Source organism: uncultured Phenylobacterium sp., from assembly GCF_902826855.1.
In the GTDB taxonomy this organism is placed as follows: domain Bacteria; phylum Pseudomonadota; class Alphaproteobacteria; order Caulobacterales; family Caulobacteraceae; genus Phenylobacterium.
On record NZ_CADEGK010000091.1, the window covers coordinates 1 to 17,932 of the forward strand.

Genomic DNA, 17,932 nt, shown 5'->3' on the forward strand with positions numbered 1-17,932 from the left:
ATATCGAAGTCGTCGGGCACGGGCGTCAGGCGGCGCTACGGGCCTGGCGCAGGATCACCGCGCCGGGCAGGGCGAACACCAACCCCAGGCCGGCGGCCAAGGCCAGCCACACATCGGGGCTCTTCAGCAGCGCCGCGCACCCTACGCCCAGCGCAAAGCTGAGCAGGGCGATCGCGCCAAGCCACAGGCGCTTCCTGATGATCGCCACCACCGACCAGGCGCCGCCCCAAAGCACGAAGCCCATCGCCGGCCAAAGCTGGAAATAGAATGCCCCTGTCGCCGCCTGCGCCGCCGCGAACAGGGCCAGCGTGGCCACCGTCATGAGCCCCATGGCGCCCCAGGCTGCAGCGAACACCCGTGCGCTGGGGCCGAAGCCCTGCCCGCGGCCGCGGCGCTGGAGGATCAGGTAGGCAGGCAGCCACAGCGCCACGCCGGGCGCCCACGTCGCCCACGCCAGGCTCTGCGGCCACCAGTCCGCCCGGCCGGTGTAGATGGCCCACACCAGCACCAGGTCCGGCGTGAAGGCGGCGCCAACCGCCACCAGGTGCGCGCCCAGGATCGCCGGCAGCGGCCCCCTGTCTTCGGCCACCGCCTTCAGGAAGGCGAGGTCATCGCGCGCGGCGCGGACGGCGTCGGTCATGTCAGGTTCTCCCGCCGGCAGCATGCCCTGCTCGCATCCTCTCAATCAAGTACTTGATATTTTAAAGTGCTTGAGTTACCGGTTTGCACATCTAGACGGGAGGGTCCAATGCGCGCCATCGATCGGAGGATGTTCGGACTGGCGACGGCGGCCGCCGTGGCGGCCGGGACGCTGGCGAAGGCGGCCGCCACGGCGACGCCGGAGCCCGTCGACGAAGGCCTGTTCGTGCCGATCAACGGCATGGACCACTGGATCACGCTGCGCGGACACGACCGCCGCAATCCGGTGATCCTCTTTCTACACGGTGGCCCCGGGCTCGCGTCCACCGGCAACGCGCCGGTCTTCGCGTCCTGGGAGCAGGACTTCACCGTCGTGCAGTGGGACCAGCCCGGCGGCGGCGCCACGTTCGCCAAGAACATGGCCGCCGACCAAGGCCCCTACACCCAGGCCCGCTACCTGGCCGACGCGGTCGCCGTGGCCGAGTGGACCCGCCGGCGCCTTGGCCGGCGCAAGCTGATCATCATGGGCGCCTCGTGGGGCACTCAGCTGGGTGCGCTGCTCGTCGCGGCTCGGCCGGACCTGGCGGCCGCCTTCGTCGGCGCCGGCTTCGCGGTGAGCCGCCGGCGCGGCGACCAGATCGGCTACGATCTGGCGCTGGAACGGGCCAGGGCGCGCGGCGACACGGTGGCCGTGGCGGGCCTCGAGAAGGTGGGACCGCCACCCTACCGCACGGTCGATGAGTGGTTCGTGCGCCAGCAGCACACCAATCCGCCGGGCCAGCCGATGGCGCCCGCCGAGGTCGCCGCCACCGCCGAGGCTGCGCGCCTCACGCGCGCCGTCGATCCCGCCCAGGCGACCTGGATCGCCAAGGGCCTGCCCGACTTCAACGTCTTCGGCCAGTTCCTGGCGGTCCAGCGAGCGACATACGCCGATACCCGCGACTACGAGGCGCCGCTGCGCTTCAAGGCGCCGCTGTTCATCATCCAGGGCTCCGAGGACCTCAACACGCCGACGCCCCTTGCCAAGGCCTACCTCGAGCAGGTGAAGGCGCCGGCCAAGGCCTACCTCGAGATCGCCGGTGGCGGGCACAACATCACAATCTTCCACCGGGAGATCCTGGCTTTCCTCACCGCCGAAGTCCGCCCCGCCGCCCTCGCGCGCGGCGCCTGAACCGCTCAGCTCGGAGACACCCCATGCGACTGATCCCCATCGCGGCCCTGGCCGCCGTCCTCGCCGCCCCGGTCCTGGCCCAGGGACCGACCACCCTGCAGGCTGTCACCACCGAGGGCATCGTGATGAAGGCCTACGGGATGGAGTTTCCAGTCACCTACAAGCCCGACGGTGCGTTCTCCGCAACCGTGGGCGGGAACACCATCACCGGGACCTGGCGGATAGATGGCGAGCGACTTTGCACCCGGGTCGAGCCGGATCCCGAGGTCTGTGCGGCCTACCCGGCCGGCAAGCGCTCCGGCGACACCTTCGACGTTCCGGGCGCGATGGGGCCGCAGGTGGGCGTCGTCAGCGTTCGCATAAACTGAACCGCACAAGCAGGCGCGCCGCCGGTTCCGAACCAGTCGACTTTACGCCCGCTGGACGGCGCTAGTTTTTCTGGCGCCGCGCCAGCGGATCCTCGCGGCTAGCATCCGCGGCCCCCATCCCTTGACCGCGAGCCTGCCATGCCCACCGCCTTCGGAGCCGAATCCACGACCGACGATGTACTGGCGGGCGTCGACCTGTCCGGCAAGCGCGTCCTGGTCACCGGCGTCTCGGCCGGCCTCGGGGTCGAGACCGCCCGCGCGCTCGCCGCCCACGGCGCCACCGTGGTGGGCGCCGCGCGCGACCTCAAGAAGGCCCGGGCCGCCACCGAGGTCGTCCGCGCCGACGCCAAGAACGGCGGGAGCCTCGACCTTGTCGAGCTGGACCTCGCCTCGCTCGCCAGCGTACGCGCCTGCGCCGACGCCCTGGTCGCCGCCGGCAAGGCCTTCGACCTGGTGATCTGCAACGCCGGCGTCATGGCCACGCCGCTCGGCAAGACCGCCGACGGCTTCGAGACCCAGTTCGGGACCAACCACCTGGGCCACTTCGTGCTGGTCAACCGCATCGCCTCGTTGATCAAGGACGGCGGCCGGCTGGTGAACCTGTCCTCCGCCGGGCATCGTTTCTCCGACGTGGACCTGGACGACCCGGGCTTCGAGCGTGGCGGCTACTCCGAGTTCGCCGCCTACGGTCGCTCGAAGACCGCCAACATCCTGTTCGCCGTGGAGTTCGACCGCCGGCACAAGGCCCGCGGCGTGCGCGCCACCGCGCTCCACCCCGGCGTCATCCAGACCGAGCTCGGCCGCTACATGACCCCGGAGATCATGGCGGCCATGGCCGCGTCGCTAGCGGAATCCGCCAAAACTGCGGGCGCCTCCAACTTCAGCTTCAAGACCATCCCGCAGGGCGCCGCCACCTCGGTCTGGGCCGGCGCGGTGGCCGCAGCCGACGAGGTGGGCGGCCGCTACTGCGAGGACTGCCACGTGGCCGAGTTGCAGGAAGACCCCAACGCCCGCGGTGGCGTCCGCGCCTATGCTCTCGACCCTGACCGCGCCAAGGCTCTCTGGGCCAAGAGCGAGGCGATGGTCGGCGAGCAGTTCTCCTGAGGACGCGCCGCGTCCGACTCCGTTGAACCGAGCGGCTATCCCACTCGCCAGTCGCTGATCTGCACCTCGGCGCCGTAGTCGGCGAAGTCACCCTCTGCGCGGCGGCGGCGAAACTCGCTCCAGCCGAGCGCGCGATAGCGTGCGGGTTCGGCCAGCGGGCGGACGATTGCGGCGTAGGCCGGGTTGAAGAAATAGGCGAGGCTCAGCCGCTCGTCGGTCTCCATGGCCCGCACCCGGTGCAGCGGGGCCTGATAGGCGTCGTTCGACCAGACCTGGACCATGTCGCCAATGTTGACGATCAGGCCTCCGGGCACGGGGTCAACAGGGCGCCAAGCGCCGTCCTTGAGCACTTCGAGGCCCGGCCTGCCGTCGGTGAGCAGCACGGTGAGCGCGCCGGCGTCGGTGTGGTGATGGATGCCGAGCCCAGCCGGGCGGTCGGCGGTTTCATCGGCCGGGTCGCGGGTCGGGTAGTGGTTGAGCCGCAGGAAGCTGGTGTGGACACCTGCGAACGCCTCGGCCAGCACCTCCGGCGCCGCGCGGAGGCCGGTCGCAACCAGCCGCAGCAGGCGGAACGAGAGGTCCTCGCAGGCCTGGAAATAGGCGCGCGCGACGGGCTTCAGCCCCGGCTGCCAGTCCGGGAATGGGGTCTCGCCGAGGAAGACGTCGCCCGCGACACGCCGCTCGGCCAGGTCTGGCCCGATGTCGAAGATCTCCTTCTTGTCGCGCCGGTTCTTGGTGAGCTCGCGGTCGTAGTATCCCCAAGGGTTCTCCCGGCTCCGGCCGAGCGCGCGCTTGGCGGCGGGGGGCCCTGCGAAGAAGGCCCGCGCCTCGGTCATCGCTGCGGAAAGCAACGCCGGATCCAACCCGTGCCCGACCAGGTGGAAGAAGCCCCAGTCGGCGCAGGCCCGCGCCACCCCGTTCGCCACGGTTTCGGCCGAGGCGGAGAGATCGACGACCGGGACACTGGTCTGAGAGGCGGCGCTCATTGTCGCCTGAATAGGCCAGCGGAGGCAGCCGACGCCAGTTTCATCGCGCGGAGCCGTCGACCACGGCAAGGCGCAGTCGTCGGCCGATAGAGTGAGGATTGCCTCCGAGATGACTTCCTGACCGTCGTCGCCGGATCAGCCTCCGCCGGGCCGCGGGCCGACGTACTTGAGGAAGTGAACCCGCGCCGCGCCATACTCGCGGGCGTCAAGCGGCTCGAACCCATCGACTGCGAACGGCGGCTCGGAGACGCCACGCTCGAACACCACGACGGCGTCGGGCGTCAGCCAGCCGCCGGCCGCCAGCCTCGCCAGCGCCTGCTCGCCCAGGCCCTTGCCGTAGGGCGGGTCAAGGAAGGCAACGTCGAAGGCGGGCCCATCGGCGCCCGGTTTCAGGCCCAGGTCGGTGGCGTCGCGACGGTGGACGCGCGTCTTGCCGAACAGCCCGCCAAGCGCCTCGACGTTATCGCGGATCGCGCCGCGCGCCGCCTCGTCGGTCTCCACGAACAGGCAGAAGGTCGCCCCGCGAGACAGGGCCTCGAAGCCCAGGGCGCCGGAGCCGGCGAAGAGGTCGATGACGCGGCGGTCCCGCACCCCCGGCGACCAGACCGCGTGCTCCAGGATGTTGAAGATCGCCTGCCGGGCCCGGTCGGAGGTCGGGCGCGTCGCCTCGCCGGGCGGCGTCGCCAAGGCCTTGCCGCGAAATTCTCCCGAGACGATCCGCACGCTCGCTCCTTGTAGCTGCGGCCCTCCCGTTCCAAGGTTTCCGCCAACAAGCAAGCGGAGGATGCGATGGGTTTGGTGACGGTAGAGCGCAAGGGCGCGACGGCGGTGATGACCTATGCGAACCCGCCGTTCGGGACCATGACCGCGGCGGGCTCGCAGGAGATGCTGGACGCCTTCCGCCCGCTGGCGGCCGACCCGGCCGTCCGCGCAATCGTGATCACCGGCGGGCTGCCGGACATATTCATCCGCCACTATGACGTCGACGAGCTCTGCAACCTGGCCGAGGCGGTGAAGGACCGCCCGCCGCCGCCCGCGGACAGGGGACCGCCCGAGGAAGGATTCCTGGCGCTGGCCGACGCGGTCGCCGCCGCCCCCAAGCCGGTGATCGCCGCGATCAACGGCCTCTGTCAGGGCGGCGGCTTCGAGCTCAGCCTGGCCTGCGACCTGCGGGTGGCGAGCCCGAAGGCGGCGTCCATCGGCCTGCCGGAAACCCGCATAGGCATCTTCCCGGGCGGCGGCGGCACCCAGCGCCTGCCGCGCGTGGTGGGCGAGGCCAAGGCGGTGGAGATCATCCTTCGCGGACTCACCTTCACCGGAGCGGAGGCGCACGCCATCGGCATGGTGAACGAGCTGGCCGACGATCCGCTGGCCCGCGCGCTGGAGATCGCCGCCGAATTCCATGGCAAGGGCGCCGAAGGCGTCGCCCACGCCAAGCGGCTTACCCGCGCCGCGCTGGACCGCCCGGTTTCGCAGGGCCTGGCCGACGAGCGGGTGAGCTTCCTGGTCGTGGCCCAGTCGGCTTCGGCCCGCGAGGGCCTGGAGAAGGGCCGCCAGCCCGCGGAGATCCAGAAGCTTTAGCGCCGGAAGGCCTGGGGCCGGGCCCCTTGCGGCCGCTGGCCTTGAGGGCGACAGCCGTCGCACGGTCGATGATCTCGGGCCGCGCCGGGGCGACCACGGGCTTGCCGGCAGGCTTGGCCTTGGGCTTGCGCTTCGGCCGGGTGGCGGCTTCGGCGCGCACCTTGGCCTCGGCCTTCTCCTTCAGCGGCTGGCGCGCCTTGGGTTTCGGCTTGGCCCAGCCGGCCTTGTAGACCGGCTTCACCTTGGGTGTGCGGACGGGGGCCAGCTCGGCGGCGGTCTTCGCCTCGTCCTGGGCGCGGCGCGAGGCGCTCTTGCGCGGCGCGCGGTAGAGCGGCCGCTCGCCGGTGGGCAGGTTCTCAGCGTCGATATGCTCGGCGAACTGCTCGCGGACCACCCGCGGGCCCACCTCCTCGAGCTCGCCGGAGCCCAGCGTCCCGAGCGCCAGCGGCCCATAAGCCAGGCGGATCAGACGGTTCACCTTCAGGCCCAGCGCCTCCAGCACGCGGCGCACCTCGCGGTTCTTGCCCTCGTGCAGGGTGACGGTGAGCCACAGGTTGGCGCCCTGGGGCCCTTCCTTCGCCTTGTCGAGCCTGGCCTCGATCGGTCCGTAGCGGACGCCCTCGACGGTGATGCCGTCCTGCAGCCGGTCCAGCTTCTCCTGCGTGGTGCGGCCATGCGCGCGGGCGCGGTAGCGGCGCACGATAGCGGTGGACGGCATCTCCAGCGCGCGCGCCAGCCCGCCGTCGTTGGTGAGCAGCAACAGGCCCTCGGAGTTGATGTCGAGCCGGCCCACCGAGATCAGCCGCGGCAGCCCGTCGGGCAGGTTGTCGAACACAGTCGGGCGGTTCGCCGGGTCCTTGTGGGTGGTCACCAGGCCCACGGGCTTGTGATAGCGGAACAGCCGCGCCGGCTCCGGCTCGCCCACCACCTCGCCATCGACCGTCAGGATATCGCCCGGCTCCACCTTCACCGCCGGCGTGGTGAGCGTGCGGCCGTTGATGGCCACGCGCCCCTCGCCGATCAGCCGCTCCACGTCTCGGCGCGAGCCGACGCCGGAGCGGGCCAGGAGCTTGGCCACGCGTTCGCCACCCCCCTCGTCCGCAGGGGCCGCATCGGAGTCGGGCTCTTGACCCGGATCGTCGGGCTGGGGTCGTAGTGGGTCGTGGACCATGATGACCGGACAATGCGCATCGCGCTTGAAGCCGCGCAAGCCGCGGCGGCCGCCGGCGAGACCCCCGTGGGCGCGGTGGTGGTCGATCCGGCCTCCGGCGAAGTCATCGCGGTGGGCGCCAACCAGCCGATCGGGGCCAACGATCCCACCGCCCACGCCGAGATCGTGGCCCTGCGCACCGCCGCGCAGAAGCTGGGCAACTACCGCCTTACCGGCCTCACCCTGGTCGTCACCCTGGAGCCCTGCGCCATGTGCGCCGGCGCCATCAGCCACGCGCGGATCGGGCGGCTGGTGTTCGGCGCGGGGGATCCCAAGGGCGGAGCGGTGGTGAGCGGCCCTCGGTTCTTCGAACAGGCCACATGCCACTGGCGGCCGACGGTACGGGGCGGCGTGCTGGCCGACGAGAGTTCGGCCATGCTGAGAAGCTTCTTCCGCGCGCGGCGCAAGTAGCGGGTTGCCACGCGCGCGCACCCGGTCCGATGATGCGCCCAAACAACGGCGGGGAGAACGTCATGGCGGGACTTCTGGACGGCAAGGTCGCGATCATCACCGGGGCCGGCGGCGGGCTGGGCGAGGCCTACGCCAAGCTGTTCGCCAAGGAGGGCGCGGCCGTGGTCGTCAACGACCTGGGCGGCGCCCGCGACGGATCCGGGACAGGGACCAGCGCGGCCGCCGAGAAAGTGGTCGCCGAGATCAAGGCCGCAGGGGGCCGGGCCGCGCCCAACGGGGACGACGTTTCGACCCTGGCCGGCGGCGAGAACATCCTGAAGACCGCGCTGGACGCCTTCGGCAAGGTCGACATCCTGGTCTGCAACGCTGGCATCCTGCGTGACAAGACCTTCGCCAATACCTCCGAGCACGATTGGGATCTGGTCCTGAAGGTGCACCTGAAGGGGACCTACTGCACCGCCCTGCCGGTCTGGAAGTTCATGAAGGAGAATGGCGGCGGCTCGATGGTGCTGACCTCGTCCACCTCGGGCCTCTACGGCAATTTTGGCCAGACCAATTACGCCGCCGCCAAGGCCGGCATCTATGGCATGACGCGGGTGATGGCGATCGAGGGCCGAAAATACAACATTCGGGTCATGTGCCTGGCCCCGGGCGCCTACACCCGGCTGACCTCGGACCTGCCCGGCCTCAGGGACCGCGAGCCCGATCCGATGAGCCTCCCGGAGAGCATCGCCCCGGGGGTGCTGTTCATGGTCTCCGACCTGGCGGCCGAGCATTCCGGCAAGGTCCTCGGCATCTCCTCGCGAGGCGTCAGCGAGATCAAGATGCTGGAAACCGAGGGCTTCCGGCCCGGCCGGCCCTATACCGCCCAGGAGGTGGCCGAGAATGCCGCCAAGGTATTCTTCCCGACGCCGGAGTCGCGCCGCGTGGCCGAGGTGCGGATGGTTCAGCCGGCGGCTCGGGCTCCGGCCTGACTGAAGGCGGCCAGCCGGGCGTCCAGACGATCGCGCACGCCCGGCCATTCGTCGGAGAGCACTGAGAACACCACAGTGTCGCGTACGCGGCCGGTCCAGGTGACACGGTCGCGGCGGATGATGCCCTCTTGCATGGCGCCCAGCTTCCGCACGGCGGCGCGGCTCCTGGCGTTGATGGCGTCGACGCGAAACTGCACGCGGCTGGCTCCGCAATCGAAGGCGTGGCCCAGCAAGAGGCGCTTGGCCGCGGGGTTCACCGGGCCGCCCCGGACGGCGGGGTCATAGTAGGTCGCGCCGATCTCGACGGTGTGGTTGGGGCCGTCGATGGCGAGATAGGTGGTCATGCCTCGGCAGGCGCCGTCCACGACCACGGCGTAGGGGATGGTCTTGCCGGCGGCCGCCTCTCGCTCCAACCGCCGCCATTGGATGTCGAAGCCGTCGCCCAGCATCGAGTAAGGGTAGAGCTCGTTCCAGGTGGCAGGGTCGGCGTTGCACGCGACGCGTAGATCCTCGCGATGGCCCTCCGCGAAGGGCTCCAGCCGCAGGTGGATGTTTTCCAGGGTGGTGGCTTCGAGTTGCATGGCCGCGTCTCTAGCCAAGCTTCGGTCTGCCCCAAACGTCCAGTCCCGATCTATGGAGCAGACCACTTCTCGCATTCGAGCTTGGCCGACAAAAAATCTTGCTCGGCGAGCCTTGCAACCCTGAAGGGAAGCGCTATTTCAGCCGTGCCCGTTCCTGGGCGTTTCCTCCCTAATGACTTCAGGGCCGGGTCCTCACAGACCCGGCCTTCTTTTTTCAGCTCGCGCCAAGGTAGAGTCGCATCGCCTGGGCCAGGTAGAGCAGGCCTATCCCCGAAAGGATCAGCCGCAGGTACCGTTTGAAGTCGATATCGCTGATCCGGTTCAGCAGCACGCCGCCGGCCGCAGTGCCGAGCATCGACATCGGGACCGCGAGCGCGAACACCCAGAGCGGCGGCATCCCCGCGCCGTCGGCCGCCAGCAGCGGCATGCCGTAGACGACGATCTTCGCAAGGTGGCTGAAGACCTGTGTCGCGGCCTTGGTGGCGACGATCTGGTGGCGGCTGAGCGCGGTGCGCACGAAGAAGATGTCCAGGAACGGCCCCGCGACCCCGGCCGTCAGGTTCACGCCGGTGACCAGGAGCCCGCAGCCCAGCGCCTGGGCCGGCCGCTGCGCGTCGAGTCGCACCCAGCGATCCGGCAGCCACACGAGCCAGGGCACCAGGCCCATGAACAGATACAGCGTCGCGGTCGTGGGGATGACGGTGATGAAGGCCGCGAGCACCGCCGCCGCCACGGCCCCGACCACGTAGAGCCAGATGATCCGCCAGGCTATGTGCCTGCGGTGCAGAACCGCGCGCCAGCCGTTAGCGACCAGCTGCAGCAGGCCGTGGGCGACGAAGGTGGCCGAAACCGGCAGCACCAGCGCCAGCGCGCCCTTCAGGAGCAGGCCGCCGGTCATCCCGAACACCCCCGAGATCGCCGCGGTGATGCAGGCCGCCCCGATGATGAAGGCGCCGGTCATGAAGCTCATGGAAGTCCTCCGGAGTTGCGGCCCGCTCCGGAAGGCGGTCACAGGCCGCCTCCGGTCGCGTGCCGGCTGCGCGTCGCGCGCGGGACTGTAGGGGCGCTGCAAGCCGCACGGGGCGAGCGCCTGGGGGTGCGCCGCGGCCGCGGCCGGGCGAGGTATGGGGGTCTGCCGTTGCCATGGCGAAGCAGCGTCCGCTTACAACGAAGGTCGGCCGGACGCCACCTTACGGCGCCGCTTGCGTGGCTCTGCTCACTGCGGGGCGCGGGGCGCGGGGCAGGTCCAGCCGCCCTTGCCGTCCGGTCGCGCCACAGCCGGGTACGGACACAGGAGCTGCGTCTCGCCGGTCGCTGCGGTTCTCGCCACTAGGCTCTGCGGCGCCTCGCCGGCGGTGACCCAGCGGTCGAGGACGTCCAGCCACTCGACCTCGCCCGGGCCCGCGCCGCCGCGGCAATGGAGCATGCCGGGGATCATGTAGAGCCGGTAGAAGCTGGACGTGTCGCCCATGGCCGCGCGCATGTGCGTCGCGTAGCGCAGGCTGTCGGCGGGCGGGATCGCCGGGTCGTTCCAGCCGTGCCACTGGATCAGCTTCCCGCCGCGCTTGCGAAAGGCGGTCAGGTCCGGGTCTACGGCATCGAGGAGCGCGGCGACCTTCTGCCGGTCGCGATCGTACCTGGGGCCCAGGTCCATCGTCAGGATGTCGAACGCCGGGTCGCCGTAGATGAAGTACTTGATGAACTGGCTGCCTATCGCATACCCGGCGGCCTGGGTGATCTCCCCATAGGATCTGCCCGTGTGCCAGGCCTGGAAGCCACCTTCCAGGGCCTCCCCGCCCGGCGTCAGGCCGAAGGAAAGGGCTCGCCCGTCCGGGCCCGGCCGGCCGTTGTAGAAGGCGCGCGCCGTCGCCACCTGCGGCGCCGCCAGGCAGCCCGAGGCCTTGCCGTGTCTGCACTGCAGAACGCCCGGGTCGAAGCGGCAAGCTTCCTGGTCACGGATGAACGCGCCGCCGTCCGCGCACTGCTTCAGCGCCGTTCCCTGCAGCAACTGCAGGGCGGCGAGGTCGAGGTAGCCGCCGGGCCTGGCCAGCATCTGCTGGAAGTAGGCGCGGCCGCCGGCGTACAGCGTATTGTAGTTGCCGGGCGCGCCGGCGACGATGCCGTCGAAGTCGTCCGGGAAGCGCTGCGCTTCCATCAACGCCTCACGCCCGCCCAACGAACAGCCGATGAAGTAGGCGCGCTTCGGGCCCGACCCCTTCTGGGCGGCGATGAGCGCCTTGGCGGCCTCTGTGGTCGCCTTCAGCGCCCGGGTCCCGAAGTCCTTGATCTTCTCCGGATGGCCAAGCGCCCAGACCGCCGTGCGGCCGTTCCCCACATGGCCGTCGTCGGTGCCGGCCGCGGCGTAGCCAGCCTCGGCGCGCAGCTTAATCGCCGCCGACGGGATCGCTCCGGCGAGACCGCCGTTGCCCACCTGCACGTACTTGCCGTTCCAGGCGCCGCCACGTGGGATCAGCACCTCGATCTGGATGTCGGAATCCCTGGTCGGACGGCCGGTCACCAGGATCCGGCAGGCCGTGCCGGATCCGAGCGGCGTCTCGGCGGCCGAGGTCACCTGCGCGTGCGGCAGCCTGGTCTGCGCAAGCTCCGCGCATGCGGTTTCCGCGCGCGCGGCCGCGGGCGCGGCCATGGCCAGCAGGCCGCCCGCCGCGAAAAGCCAGCGCCTCACCGTCATCCTCCCAGCCTCGCCGACGCTGTGCGCACTCAGCCCTTCTTCTTCATCGAACAGCTCCACCCGCCCTCGGCGTCTTTCCGCGCGACACCCGGATAGGGACAGAGCAGCTGGGACCCGTTGGCGACGCTGGTGGCGGTGATCTCGCCCGGCCCAGCCTTCTCGCCGACCCACTTGTCCAGCAGGCCCAGCCAGTCGACGGTCGAAGGCCCGGCCCCACCGGCGCAGTGGAGCATGCCCGGGACCAGATACATCCTGTAGAAACTCCCAACGTCGCCCATCGAGCGCCGCACGTCCTCGTAGTAGCGGATCGAGGATGCGGCCGGGATCGCGGCGTCGTTCCAGCCATGGTACTGGATCAGCTTTCCGCCGCGGGCCTTGAAGGCCGCGAGGTTGGGGTCCTCGCTGTCGATGATCGGGCTCATCTTCGCCTTGGCCCGGTCGAACTGGGAGCCCAGGTCCAGCTTTAGAAAGTCGAAAGCCGGGTCCTGGAAGGCGAAATACTTGAACGCGTTGGACGCGAACTGGTAGCCGGCCGCCTCGCTGATCCGGGGCTGGGCGGAGCCGGTGATCCAGGCCTGCCAGCTACCCAGCAAGGCCTCCGCTCCGGGACTGACGCCGGACAGAGCCACCCTGCCCGTACGCGGATCGCGGCGTCCATCGTAGACGGCGCGCGCGGCGGCCACCTGCGGCGCGGTCAGGCAGCCGGCGCTCGCGCCCGCCTTGCACTGCAGGACGCCGGGATCGAAACGGCAGGCGGCGGGATCGCGGACGAAGGCCTCGTCGCCGCACTGCTTGAGCGAGGCGGCCTGCAGCAACTCCAGCGCGGACTTGTCGAGATAGGCGCCGGGCTTGGCCAGGGCCTGCTGCTGGGCCGCACTATTGCCGAACAACAGGCTCATGTAGTTGGCCGGAGCGCCGGCGACGATGCCGTCGAAGTCCCTGGGGAAGCGTTGCGCCTCCATCAGCGCCTCGCGCCCGCCGTCCGAGCAACCGAGGAAGTAGGAGGCCTTGGGCCCGCCATCCTTCTGCGCCCGGATCAGCGCCTTGGAGATATCCGTGGTCTCCTTCAGCGATCGCCAGCCGAAGTCGACGATCTTCTCAGGATGCCCCAGCGCCCAGGCCGCCGAGGTGCCGGTGGCCCGGTGGCCGTTGTCGGTGGCGGAAACCGCATAGCCCGTCGCCGCCATCGCCTTCAGCCGGGCTGAGGCGATGCTGCCCGCGAACCCGCCGTTGCCCAGCTGCACGAACTTGCCGTTCCAGGCGGCCCCCACCGGGATCCACACCTCGATGCCGATGTCGGAATCAGGGGTCGGATGGCTGGCGACCACGATCTTGCACAGCTCGACCGCGCCCTGCATCTCCGAGGTCGCCGAGATCACCTCGGCGTGGGAGAGCTTCGCCCCTTTCAGGTCAGCGCAGGACGCTTCCGCCCACGCCACGCCCGGCGCCGCCAGCGCCAAGACCGTCCCCGCCGCCCATAGCAGCCGCTTCATGCCCGCACCCTCCCCGTACCGTTCTTTGGAGGGAGTTCAGCACACGCCGGCGCGACGCGCTATGGCCCAGGCTGCGGAGCGGCGTGTCGATTCAGGGCCCAGCAAGAACATGAGCGACGCGGCGCCCGGGTCCCACAAATGACTGAGCCCCCGCTTACGCGAGGGCTCGAACGTCATGCCGATCCGGTGACGGCCTAGTTCCGGAAGACTGCAGCGGTGGACGGATCGTGGGGCTGCTCGCGGTACTGCTGCAGCTCGTTGCGACCCACCACCATGTGGTGGACTTCGTCCGGGCCGTCGGCGATGCGGAGCGTGCGCGTCGAGGCGTACATGCGGGCCAGCGGCGTGTGCTGCGACACGCCCAGCGCACCGTGCATCTGGATCGCCTGGTCGATGATCTTGCAGACGCGCTCGGGCACCATGGCCTTGACCATGTGGATCCAGACGCGGGCTTCGCGGTTGCCCAGGACGTCCATGGCCTTGGCAGCCTTGAGCACCATAAGGCGCATGGCCTCGATCTCGATCCGCGCGCGGCTGACGATCTCGAGGTTGCCGCCCAGTTGCACGAGCTGCTTGCCGAAGGCGGTGCGGCTCATGCCACGGGTGACCAGCAGGTCCAGCGCCTTTTCGGCCGTGCCGATGGCGCGCATGCAGTGGTGGATCCGGCCGGGCCCGAGGCGGACCTGGCTGATCTCGAAGCCGCGGCCTTCGCCCAGCAGCATGTTCGAGGCCGGCACGCGGGCGCCGTCGAAGATGATGTGCATGTGGCCATGCGGCGCGTCGGGGTCGCCGAACACATGCTGCGCGCCCACGACCTTCACGCCCGGGGTCGGGAGCGGCACCAGGATCTGCGACTGCTGCAGGTGAGGCGGCGCGTTCTCCTCGCCCGTCTTGACCATGCAGATCATCACCTTGCAGCGCGGGTCGCCGACGCCGGAGATGTAGTGCTTCTCGCCGGTGATGACGTACTCGTCACCGACCCGGACGGCGCGGGTGTCGATGTTCTTGGCGTCGGAGCTGGCGGTGTTCAGCTCGGTCATGCAGTACGCCGACCGGATCTTCCCTTCGAGAAGCGGCTCGAGCCACTGCTTCTTCTGCTCAGGCGTGCCGACCCGCTCCAGGACTTCCATGTTGCCGGTGTCGGGGGCGGCGCAGTTCATGATCTCCGACGCCAGCCGGACCTTGCCCAGCTCAACGGCGATGTAGGCGTAGTCCAGGTTCGACAGGCCCTCGCCGGTCTCTGCGTTCGGCAGGAAGAAGTTCCACAGGCCTGCGGCCTTGGCCTTGTCCTTGGCCGCTTCCAGCACTTCCAGCTGACCGGGGGCGTACTGCCACGGATCGGGGCGGCCCTCACCGAGCCGCTCATACTCGGCCGACGCGGGCGCGGCGACGTCGCGGATGAAGTCCTTCACCGCATTGTAGAGAGGCATCGCCTTGTCCGACATCCGCAGATCGTTGAGCTCGTCCTGCGGGTTGAGCTGGAAGCCGGACTGCGCCTGGGTTTCGGCCTGAGGCCGGTCTGCGGTCATGGTCATGGGCGTTCGCTCCCTGGGGTTTGCCTTTGGCGGGAAGCATTGCCCCATCGGGCAAATTCAAACAAGCGTTTATGGGCGATCGGGGTCGGCGCAGGCCGACCCCGCTGGGTGATCAGGCCATCAGGCGGGCGCGCCGCAGGGCCAGGAACTGCAGGTCGGCGACGACCACGGCCATCGCTGCCTGGGCGACGATCAGCGCCAGGCCCAGGCCAGTAGGATGCGCCCAGCCGAGCGCCGGCAGCGCCAAGCTTTCCACGGCCCAGGCGAGGTTGAACGCCACCAGGGTCCAGACGACCGGTCGCGGCAACGCAGGCCGGGTGGCGAGCCAGATCAGCGCGGCGGCGTAGGCCACGAGGAAGACGCCGATCGGCTGCAACACCTGCGCCGAAAGACCCAGCGGGCCCGCGAGCAGTTCGGCGTCGAGGGCGAGACCGGCGCCGGCAAAGCCGCAGGCGGCAGCGTCCAGGGCGATAATCGTGCGCAGGGTGGTGGAACGGACGTGGGTCATGGGAAGGCTCCTTCGTTGACGTCCGAAGGTTCCCGCACCTGCCGCGGCCGGTCGATTATTTGGCAGGTAGGGCTATCGCACCGGGACTTTGCTGCTGTCGGCGCAGACCGCCTTCAACAGGGCTTCGTTGTCGGAGCCGGAGACCTTCTTCGGCTTGTCGCTGCGCCAGCGCTCGTCGATCTCCAACGGTGCATCCGGGCGATAGGAGGCGATGGCGATCATGTTCTTGCTGGAACAGTCGAAGGCCACCACGGTGCCCACGCTGTCGGCCTTACCGGGCGCCGAGGGGCCTAGATTCCCCTTGGAAAGCGCCTGCATGACGACCAGGCGACCGCTCTGCTTGTCCCTGTAGGTATAGTCCTTGTCGTAGGAGACATCGGTCCCGTTCTCCATCGTCGCGAACTTGGTCCAAGTCTCGGCCTGGGCGACGCCGGTGACGACGAAGGCGGCGGTGACGGCGAGCGCGAGAGCGCGGCGCATGGGCATGTGTCTCCAAACAATTCGGTCGTGGGGCTTCAGCGAACCTAACGGCGGTTTTTGGGCGCCTCCACACATTTCGGCGCTCCGGTTGGCCGGCCTCAGGCCACCCGCTTCGCAGGGCGCGCAAACGCCCGCTCGGTCTCGCCGATGTAGTCGCGCGTGATGGGGACCGCCTCGACCTTCTTGGCCAGCTGGATCTGCCAGATGAACTGCCGGCGGTGGCGGAAGCTCTGCTCGGCGATGCCGAGGTAGAACTCCCACATGCGGCAGAAACGCTCGTCGTAAAGCTCTGCGATTTCCGGACGCACGGCCTCGAAGCGGTTGCGCCAATGGCGGATGGTCTCGGCGTAGTGCAGGCGCAGGATCTCGATGTCGGTGGGGATCAGGCCTGCCCGCTCGATCGCCGGCATCACCTCCGACAGCGCCGGGCTGTAGCCGCCGGGGAAGATGTACTTGTCGATCCACGCGTTGGTGACGTTCGGCGCGTCGCGGCCGATGGAGTGGATCAGGGCCACGCCGTCGTCCTTCATCAACCGGGCCACGCCGTCGAAGTACTCCTGGTAGTTGGGCCGTCCGACAGCCTCGAACATCGCCACCGACAGCACCCGGTCGTAGGTCCCCTTCAGGTCGCGGTAGTCGGTGAGCGAGAACCGCACGCGGTTCGTCATGCCCTTCGCCTCGGCGCGGGCCTGGGCGATCTTCAACTGCTCGACGGAAAGCGTGATGGCGTCCACCTCGACACCGCACTCCTCCGCGAGGGTCAGCGCCAGCCCGCCCCAGCCGCAGCCGATCTCCACGACGGTCTGGCCAGGCTGCGTGCAGAGCTTGGCGTTGATGTGCCGCTTCTTGGCGAGCTGGGCCTCCTCCAGGGTCATGTCCGGGCGCTCGAAGTAGGCGCAGCTGTACTGCATGTCCTCGTCGAGGAAGCGCCGGTAGAGGTCGTAGGAGAGGTCGTAGTGGTGGGCGACGTTCTTCACCGAGGCCACCCGGTCGTTGGCCTCCTTGAGCCGCAGCTTGAGCCAGCGCTTGAAGCTGTTGCGGGAGCGGACCTTGAACTTCGCGTTCGCCCCGATCAGGTCGATGAAGTCGGCGATGTAGCCTTCCTCAAGCACCAGGCCGCCGTCCATGTAGGCCTCGCCTACCGCCAGCCCGGGTTTCGCCGCGATGCGCGCCGCCCAGCCGGCGCTCGTGATCCGCGCCACGAGCCGCGGACCAGAGCCGTCGCCAAGCCGCAAGGATCCGCCGCCGGGCAGCTTCAACGTCAGGTCGCCCTCGCGGACGACGCCTTCCAGGACCGATTTCAGACCCATGCCTTGCTCCCCTGCGCACGGCCGGCGCTACGCGCCCACCCTGCGAACCCAGGCGCCACCTTCGTGGTTGGCGGCCTAAATGTGAAGTCCCAGCGCCGCACGCGCCTTGACTCTCCAGGCCGCTCTCCCTAACTCCCGGCCGACGCTGGCACTCGCGGGCTGAGACTGCTAACAGCCGCGCTCGCGGACCTCCGTCGCAAGCATTCAAGACCGTTCCGAACGGAAAGAGAGAGAACACACATGGCGTTTCGTCCCCTGGGAGATCGCGTCCTCGTCGAACGCGTCGAGGAAGAAGAGAAGACCAAGGGCGGGATCATCATTCCCGACTCCGCGAAGGAAAAGCCGCAAGAGGGCAAGGTGATCTCCACCGGCCCCGGCGCCCGCGACGATAACGGCAAGGTCCAGCCGCTGGACGTGAAGCCGGGCGACCGCATCCTGTTCGGCAAGTGGTCCGGCAGCGAGGTCAAGCTCGACGGCAAGGACCTGCTGATCATGAAGGAAAGCGACATCCTGGGCGTCGTCTCCTAAGCCCTCGCCCCCCAAGTCCTTCCCAGATTTTTATTCAGAAAAAGAGATCCCAACATGGCTGCGAAAGACGTCTATTTCGCTTCTGACGCGCGCGACCGCATGCTGCGCGGCGTCAACATCCTCGCCAACGCCGTGAAGGTGACCCTGGGCCCCAAGGGCCGCAACGTGGTCATCGAGAAGTCGTTCGGCGCCCCGCGCTCCACCAAGGACGGCGTCTCGGTCGCCAAGGAAATCGAACTGGCTGACCGCTTCGAGAACCTCGGCGCCCAGCTGATCCGCGAAGTCGCCTCCAAGACCAACGACAAGGCCGGCGACGGCACCACCACCGCCACGGTGCTGGCCCAGGCGATCGTCCGCGAAG

19 protein-coding genes and 1 pseudogene are annotated in these 17,932 nt (G+C 69.4%); 8 read left to right on the forward strand and 12 right to left on the reverse strand.

The annotated features are described in order from the left end of the window. Positions 1–25: 25 nt before the first annotated feature. Positions 26–640 carry a hypothetical protein gene (locus QZV94_RS13530; protein ID WP_293678423.1) on the reverse strand — a complete coding sequence of 205 codons (615 nt, stop codon included), beginning with the start codon at positions 638–640 and terminating at the stop codon, positions 26–28. Positions 641–748: 108 nt separating this feature from the next. On the opposite strand from QZV94_RS13530, the gene QZV94_RS13535 reads away from it, so the two are divergent. The 3 genes from QZV94_RS13535 (at position 749) to QZV94_RS13545 (ending at position 3,282) form a co-directional block, all read left to right on the forward strand. Continuing rightward, positions 749–1,810, forward strand: coding sequence for an alpha/beta hydrolase (locus tag QZV94_RS13535; protein ID WP_293678424.1), 1,062 nt, complete (start codon positions 749–751; stop codon positions 1,808–1,810). A gap of 23 nt (positions 1,811–1,833) precedes the next feature. Then, positions 1,834–2,178 (forward strand): hypothetical protein, encoded by a 345-nt coding sequence (locus QZV94_RS13540; RefSeq protein WP_293678425.1) that lies wholly within the window; start codon positions 1,834–1,836, stop codon positions 2,176–2,178. Positions 2,179–2,316: 138 nt separating this feature from the next. Beyond that, complete coding sequence (locus QZV94_RS13545; protein ID WP_293678427.1) at positions 2,317–3,282, forward strand: SDR family NAD(P)-dependent oxidoreductase; 966 nt, start codon at positions 2,317–2,319, stop codon at positions 3,280–3,282. Positions 3,283–3,317: 35 nt separating this feature from the next. Here QZV94_RS13545 and QZV94_RS13550 read toward each other — a convergent pair whose 3' ends face one another. After that, positions 3,318–4,268 (reverse strand): 2OG-Fe(II) oxygenase family protein, encoded by a 951-nt coding sequence (locus QZV94_RS13550; protein WP_293678428.1) that lies wholly within the window; start codon positions 4,266–4,268, stop codon positions 3,318–3,320. 135 nt (positions 4,269–4,403) lie between these two features. Beyond that, positions 4,404–4,991: a 16S rRNA (guanine(966)-N(2))-methyltransferase RsmD gene (gene rsmD, locus QZV94_RS13555; RefSeq protein ID WP_293678429.1), complete on the reverse strand. Its 588-nt coding sequence runs from the start codon at positions 4,989–4,991 to the stop codon at positions 4,404–4,406. 138 nt (positions 4,992–5,129) lie between these two features. Here rsmD and QZV94_RS13560 point away from each other — a divergent pair. Then, positions 5,130–5,753: pseudogene (locus tag QZV94_RS13560) on the forward strand (enoyl-CoA hydratase/isomerase family protein); the annotation flags it as partial. Here QZV94_RS13560 and QZV94_RS13565 read toward each other — a convergent pair. After that, positions 5,710–6,927, reverse strand: a complete 1,218-nt coding sequence (locus QZV94_RS13565) for a pseudouridine synthase (RefSeq protein WP_367254450.1) — start codon at positions 6,925–6,927, stop codon at positions 5,710–5,712. The pseudogene QZV94_RS13560 and the gene QZV94_RS13565 sit on opposite strands and share 44 nt — an antisense overlap. 105 nt (positions 6,928–7,032) lie before the next feature. Between QZV94_RS13565 and tadA the strand changes: the two genes are divergently transcribed. Continuing rightward, entirely contained in the window at positions 7,033–7,470 is a 438-nt protein-coding gene (gene tadA, locus QZV94_RS13570; protein ID WP_293678431.1) for a tRNA adenosine(34) deaminase TadA, read from the forward strand. 62 nt (positions 7,471–7,532) lie between these two features. Further along, entirely contained in the window at positions 7,533–8,444 is a 912-nt protein-coding gene (locus tag QZV94_RS13575) for an SDR family NAD(P)-dependent oxidoreductase (RefSeq protein ID WP_293678432.1), read from the forward strand. Here QZV94_RS13575 and QZV94_RS13580 read toward each other — a convergent pair. The 8 genes from QZV94_RS13580 to QZV94_RS13615 form a co-directional block, all read right to left on the reverse strand. Beyond that, on the reverse strand, positions 8,417–9,025 hold the full coding sequence (locus tag QZV94_RS13580; RefSeq protein WP_293678433.1) for a GNAT family protein: 609 nt from the start codon (positions 9,023–9,025) through the stop codon (positions 8,417–8,419). The two genes, QZV94_RS13575 and QZV94_RS13580, sit on opposite strands and share 28 nt — an antisense overlap. A 214-nt stretch (positions 9,026–9,239) precedes the next feature. Next, a complete protein-coding gene (locus tag QZV94_RS13585) occupies positions 9,240–9,995 on the reverse strand; it encodes a TSUP family transporter (protein WP_293678434.1) in 756 nt (251 codons plus the stop codon). A gap of 246 nt (positions 9,996–10,241) precedes the next feature. After that, entirely contained in the window at positions 10,242–11,711 is a 1,470-nt protein-coding gene (locus QZV94_RS13590; RefSeq protein ID WP_293678435.1) for a tannase/feruloyl esterase family alpha/beta hydrolase, read from the reverse strand. Between the two features lie 35 nt (positions 11,712–11,746). After that, positions 11,747–13,210, reverse strand: a complete 1,464-nt coding sequence (locus tag QZV94_RS13595) for a tannase/feruloyl esterase family alpha/beta hydrolase (protein WP_293678437.1) — start codon at positions 13,208–13,210, stop codon at positions 11,747–11,749. A 194-nt stretch (positions 13,211–13,404) separates the two neighbouring features. Continuing rightward, positions 13,405–14,745, reverse strand: a complete 1,341-nt coding sequence (locus QZV94_RS13600; protein ID WP_293678438.1) for an acyl-CoA dehydrogenase family protein — start codon at positions 14,743–14,745, stop codon at positions 13,405–13,407. A gap of 112 nt (positions 14,746–14,857) precedes the next feature. Further along, entirely contained in the window at positions 14,858–15,253 is a 396-nt protein-coding gene (locus tag QZV94_RS13605) for a hypothetical protein (RefSeq protein ID WP_293678439.1), read from the reverse strand. A gap of 72 nt (positions 15,254–15,325) precedes the next feature. Further along, positions 15,326–15,733, reverse strand: a complete 408-nt coding sequence (locus QZV94_RS13610) for a hypothetical protein (RefSeq protein ID WP_293678441.1) — start codon at positions 15,731–15,733, stop codon at positions 15,326–15,328. A 98-nt stretch (positions 15,734–15,831) separates the two neighbouring features. Continuing rightward, a complete protein-coding gene (locus tag QZV94_RS13615) occupies positions 15,832–17,043 on the reverse strand; it encodes a cyclopropane-fatty-acyl-phospholipid synthase family protein (RefSeq protein WP_293678443.1) in 1,212 nt (403 codons plus the stop codon). A 240-nt stretch (positions 17,044–17,283) separates the two neighbouring features. Between QZV94_RS13615 and groES the strand changes: the two genes are divergently transcribed. Together groES and QZV94_RS13625 are read left to right on the forward strand one after the other, a co-directional pair. Next, complete coding sequence (gene groES, locus QZV94_RS13620) at positions 17,284–17,571, forward strand: co-chaperone GroES (RefSeq protein WP_293678445.1); 288 nt, start codon at positions 17,284–17,286, stop codon at positions 17,569–17,571. 54 nt (positions 17,572–17,625) lie between these two features. Next, positions 17,626–17,932, forward strand: a 307-nt coding sequence (locus tag QZV94_RS13625) for a TCP-1/cpn60 chaperonin family protein (protein WP_293678447.1), incomplete at its 3' end; no start/stop codon positions are given.

Coding starts and splice junctions, on each gene's coding strand:
- QZV94_RS13535 (WP_293678424.1), top strand. CDS start 749: ATGCGCGCCATCGATCGGAGGATGTTCGGACTGGCGACGGCGGCCGCC.
- QZV94_RS13550 (WP_293678428.1), bottom strand. CDS start 4,268: ATGAGCGCCGCCTCTCAGACCAGTGTCCCGGTCGTCGATCTCTCCGCC.
- groES (WP_293678445.1), top strand. CDS start 17,284: ATGGCGTTTCGTCCCCTGGGAGATCGCGTCCTCGTCGAACGCGTCGAG.
- QZV94_RS13540 (WP_293678425.1), top strand. CDS start 1,834: ATGCGACTGATCCCCATCGCGGCCCTGGCCGCCGTCCTCGCCGCCCCG.
- QZV94_RS13575 (WP_293678432.1), top strand. CDS start 7,533: ATGGCGGGACTTCTGGACGGCAAGGTCGCGATCATCACCGGGGCCGGC.
- QZV94_RS13580 (WP_293678433.1), bottom strand. CDS start 9,025: ATGCAACTCGAAGCCACCACCCTGGAAAACATCCACCTGCGGCTGGAG.
- QZV94_RS13530 (WP_293678423.1), bottom strand. CDS start 640: ATGACCGACGCCGTCCGCGCCGCGCGCGATGACCTCGCCTTCCTGAAG.
- QZV94_RS13585 (WP_293678434.1), bottom strand. CDS start 9,995: ATGAGCTTCATGACCGGCGCCTTCATCATCGGGGCGGCCTGCATCACC.
- QZV94_RS13615 (WP_293678443.1), bottom strand. CDS start 17,043: ATGGGTCTGAAATCGGTCCTGGAAGGCGTCGTCCGCGAGGGCGACCTG.
- QZV94_RS13545 (WP_293678427.1), top strand. CDS start 2,317: ATGCCCACCGCCTTCGGAGCCGAATCCACGACCGACGATGTACTGGCG.
- QZV94_RS13610 (WP_293678441.1), bottom strand. CDS start 15,733: ATGCGCCGCGCTCTCGCGCTCGCCGTCACCGCCGCCTTCGTCGTCACC.
- QZV94_RS13600 (WP_293678438.1), bottom strand. CDS start 14,745: ATGACCATGACCGCAGACCGGCCTCAGGCCGAAACCCAGGCGCAGTCC.
- QZV94_RS13595 (WP_293678437.1), bottom strand. CDS start 13,210: ATGAAGCGGCTGCTATGGGCGGCGGGGACGGTCTTGGCGCTGGCGGCG.
- tadA (WP_293678431.1), top strand. CDS start 7,033: ATGCGCATCGCGCTTGAAGCCGCGCAAGCCGCGGCGGCCGCCGGCGAG.
- QZV94_RS13605 (WP_293678439.1), bottom strand. CDS start 15,253: ATGACCCACGTCCGTTCCACCACCCTGCGCACGATTATCGCCCTGGAC.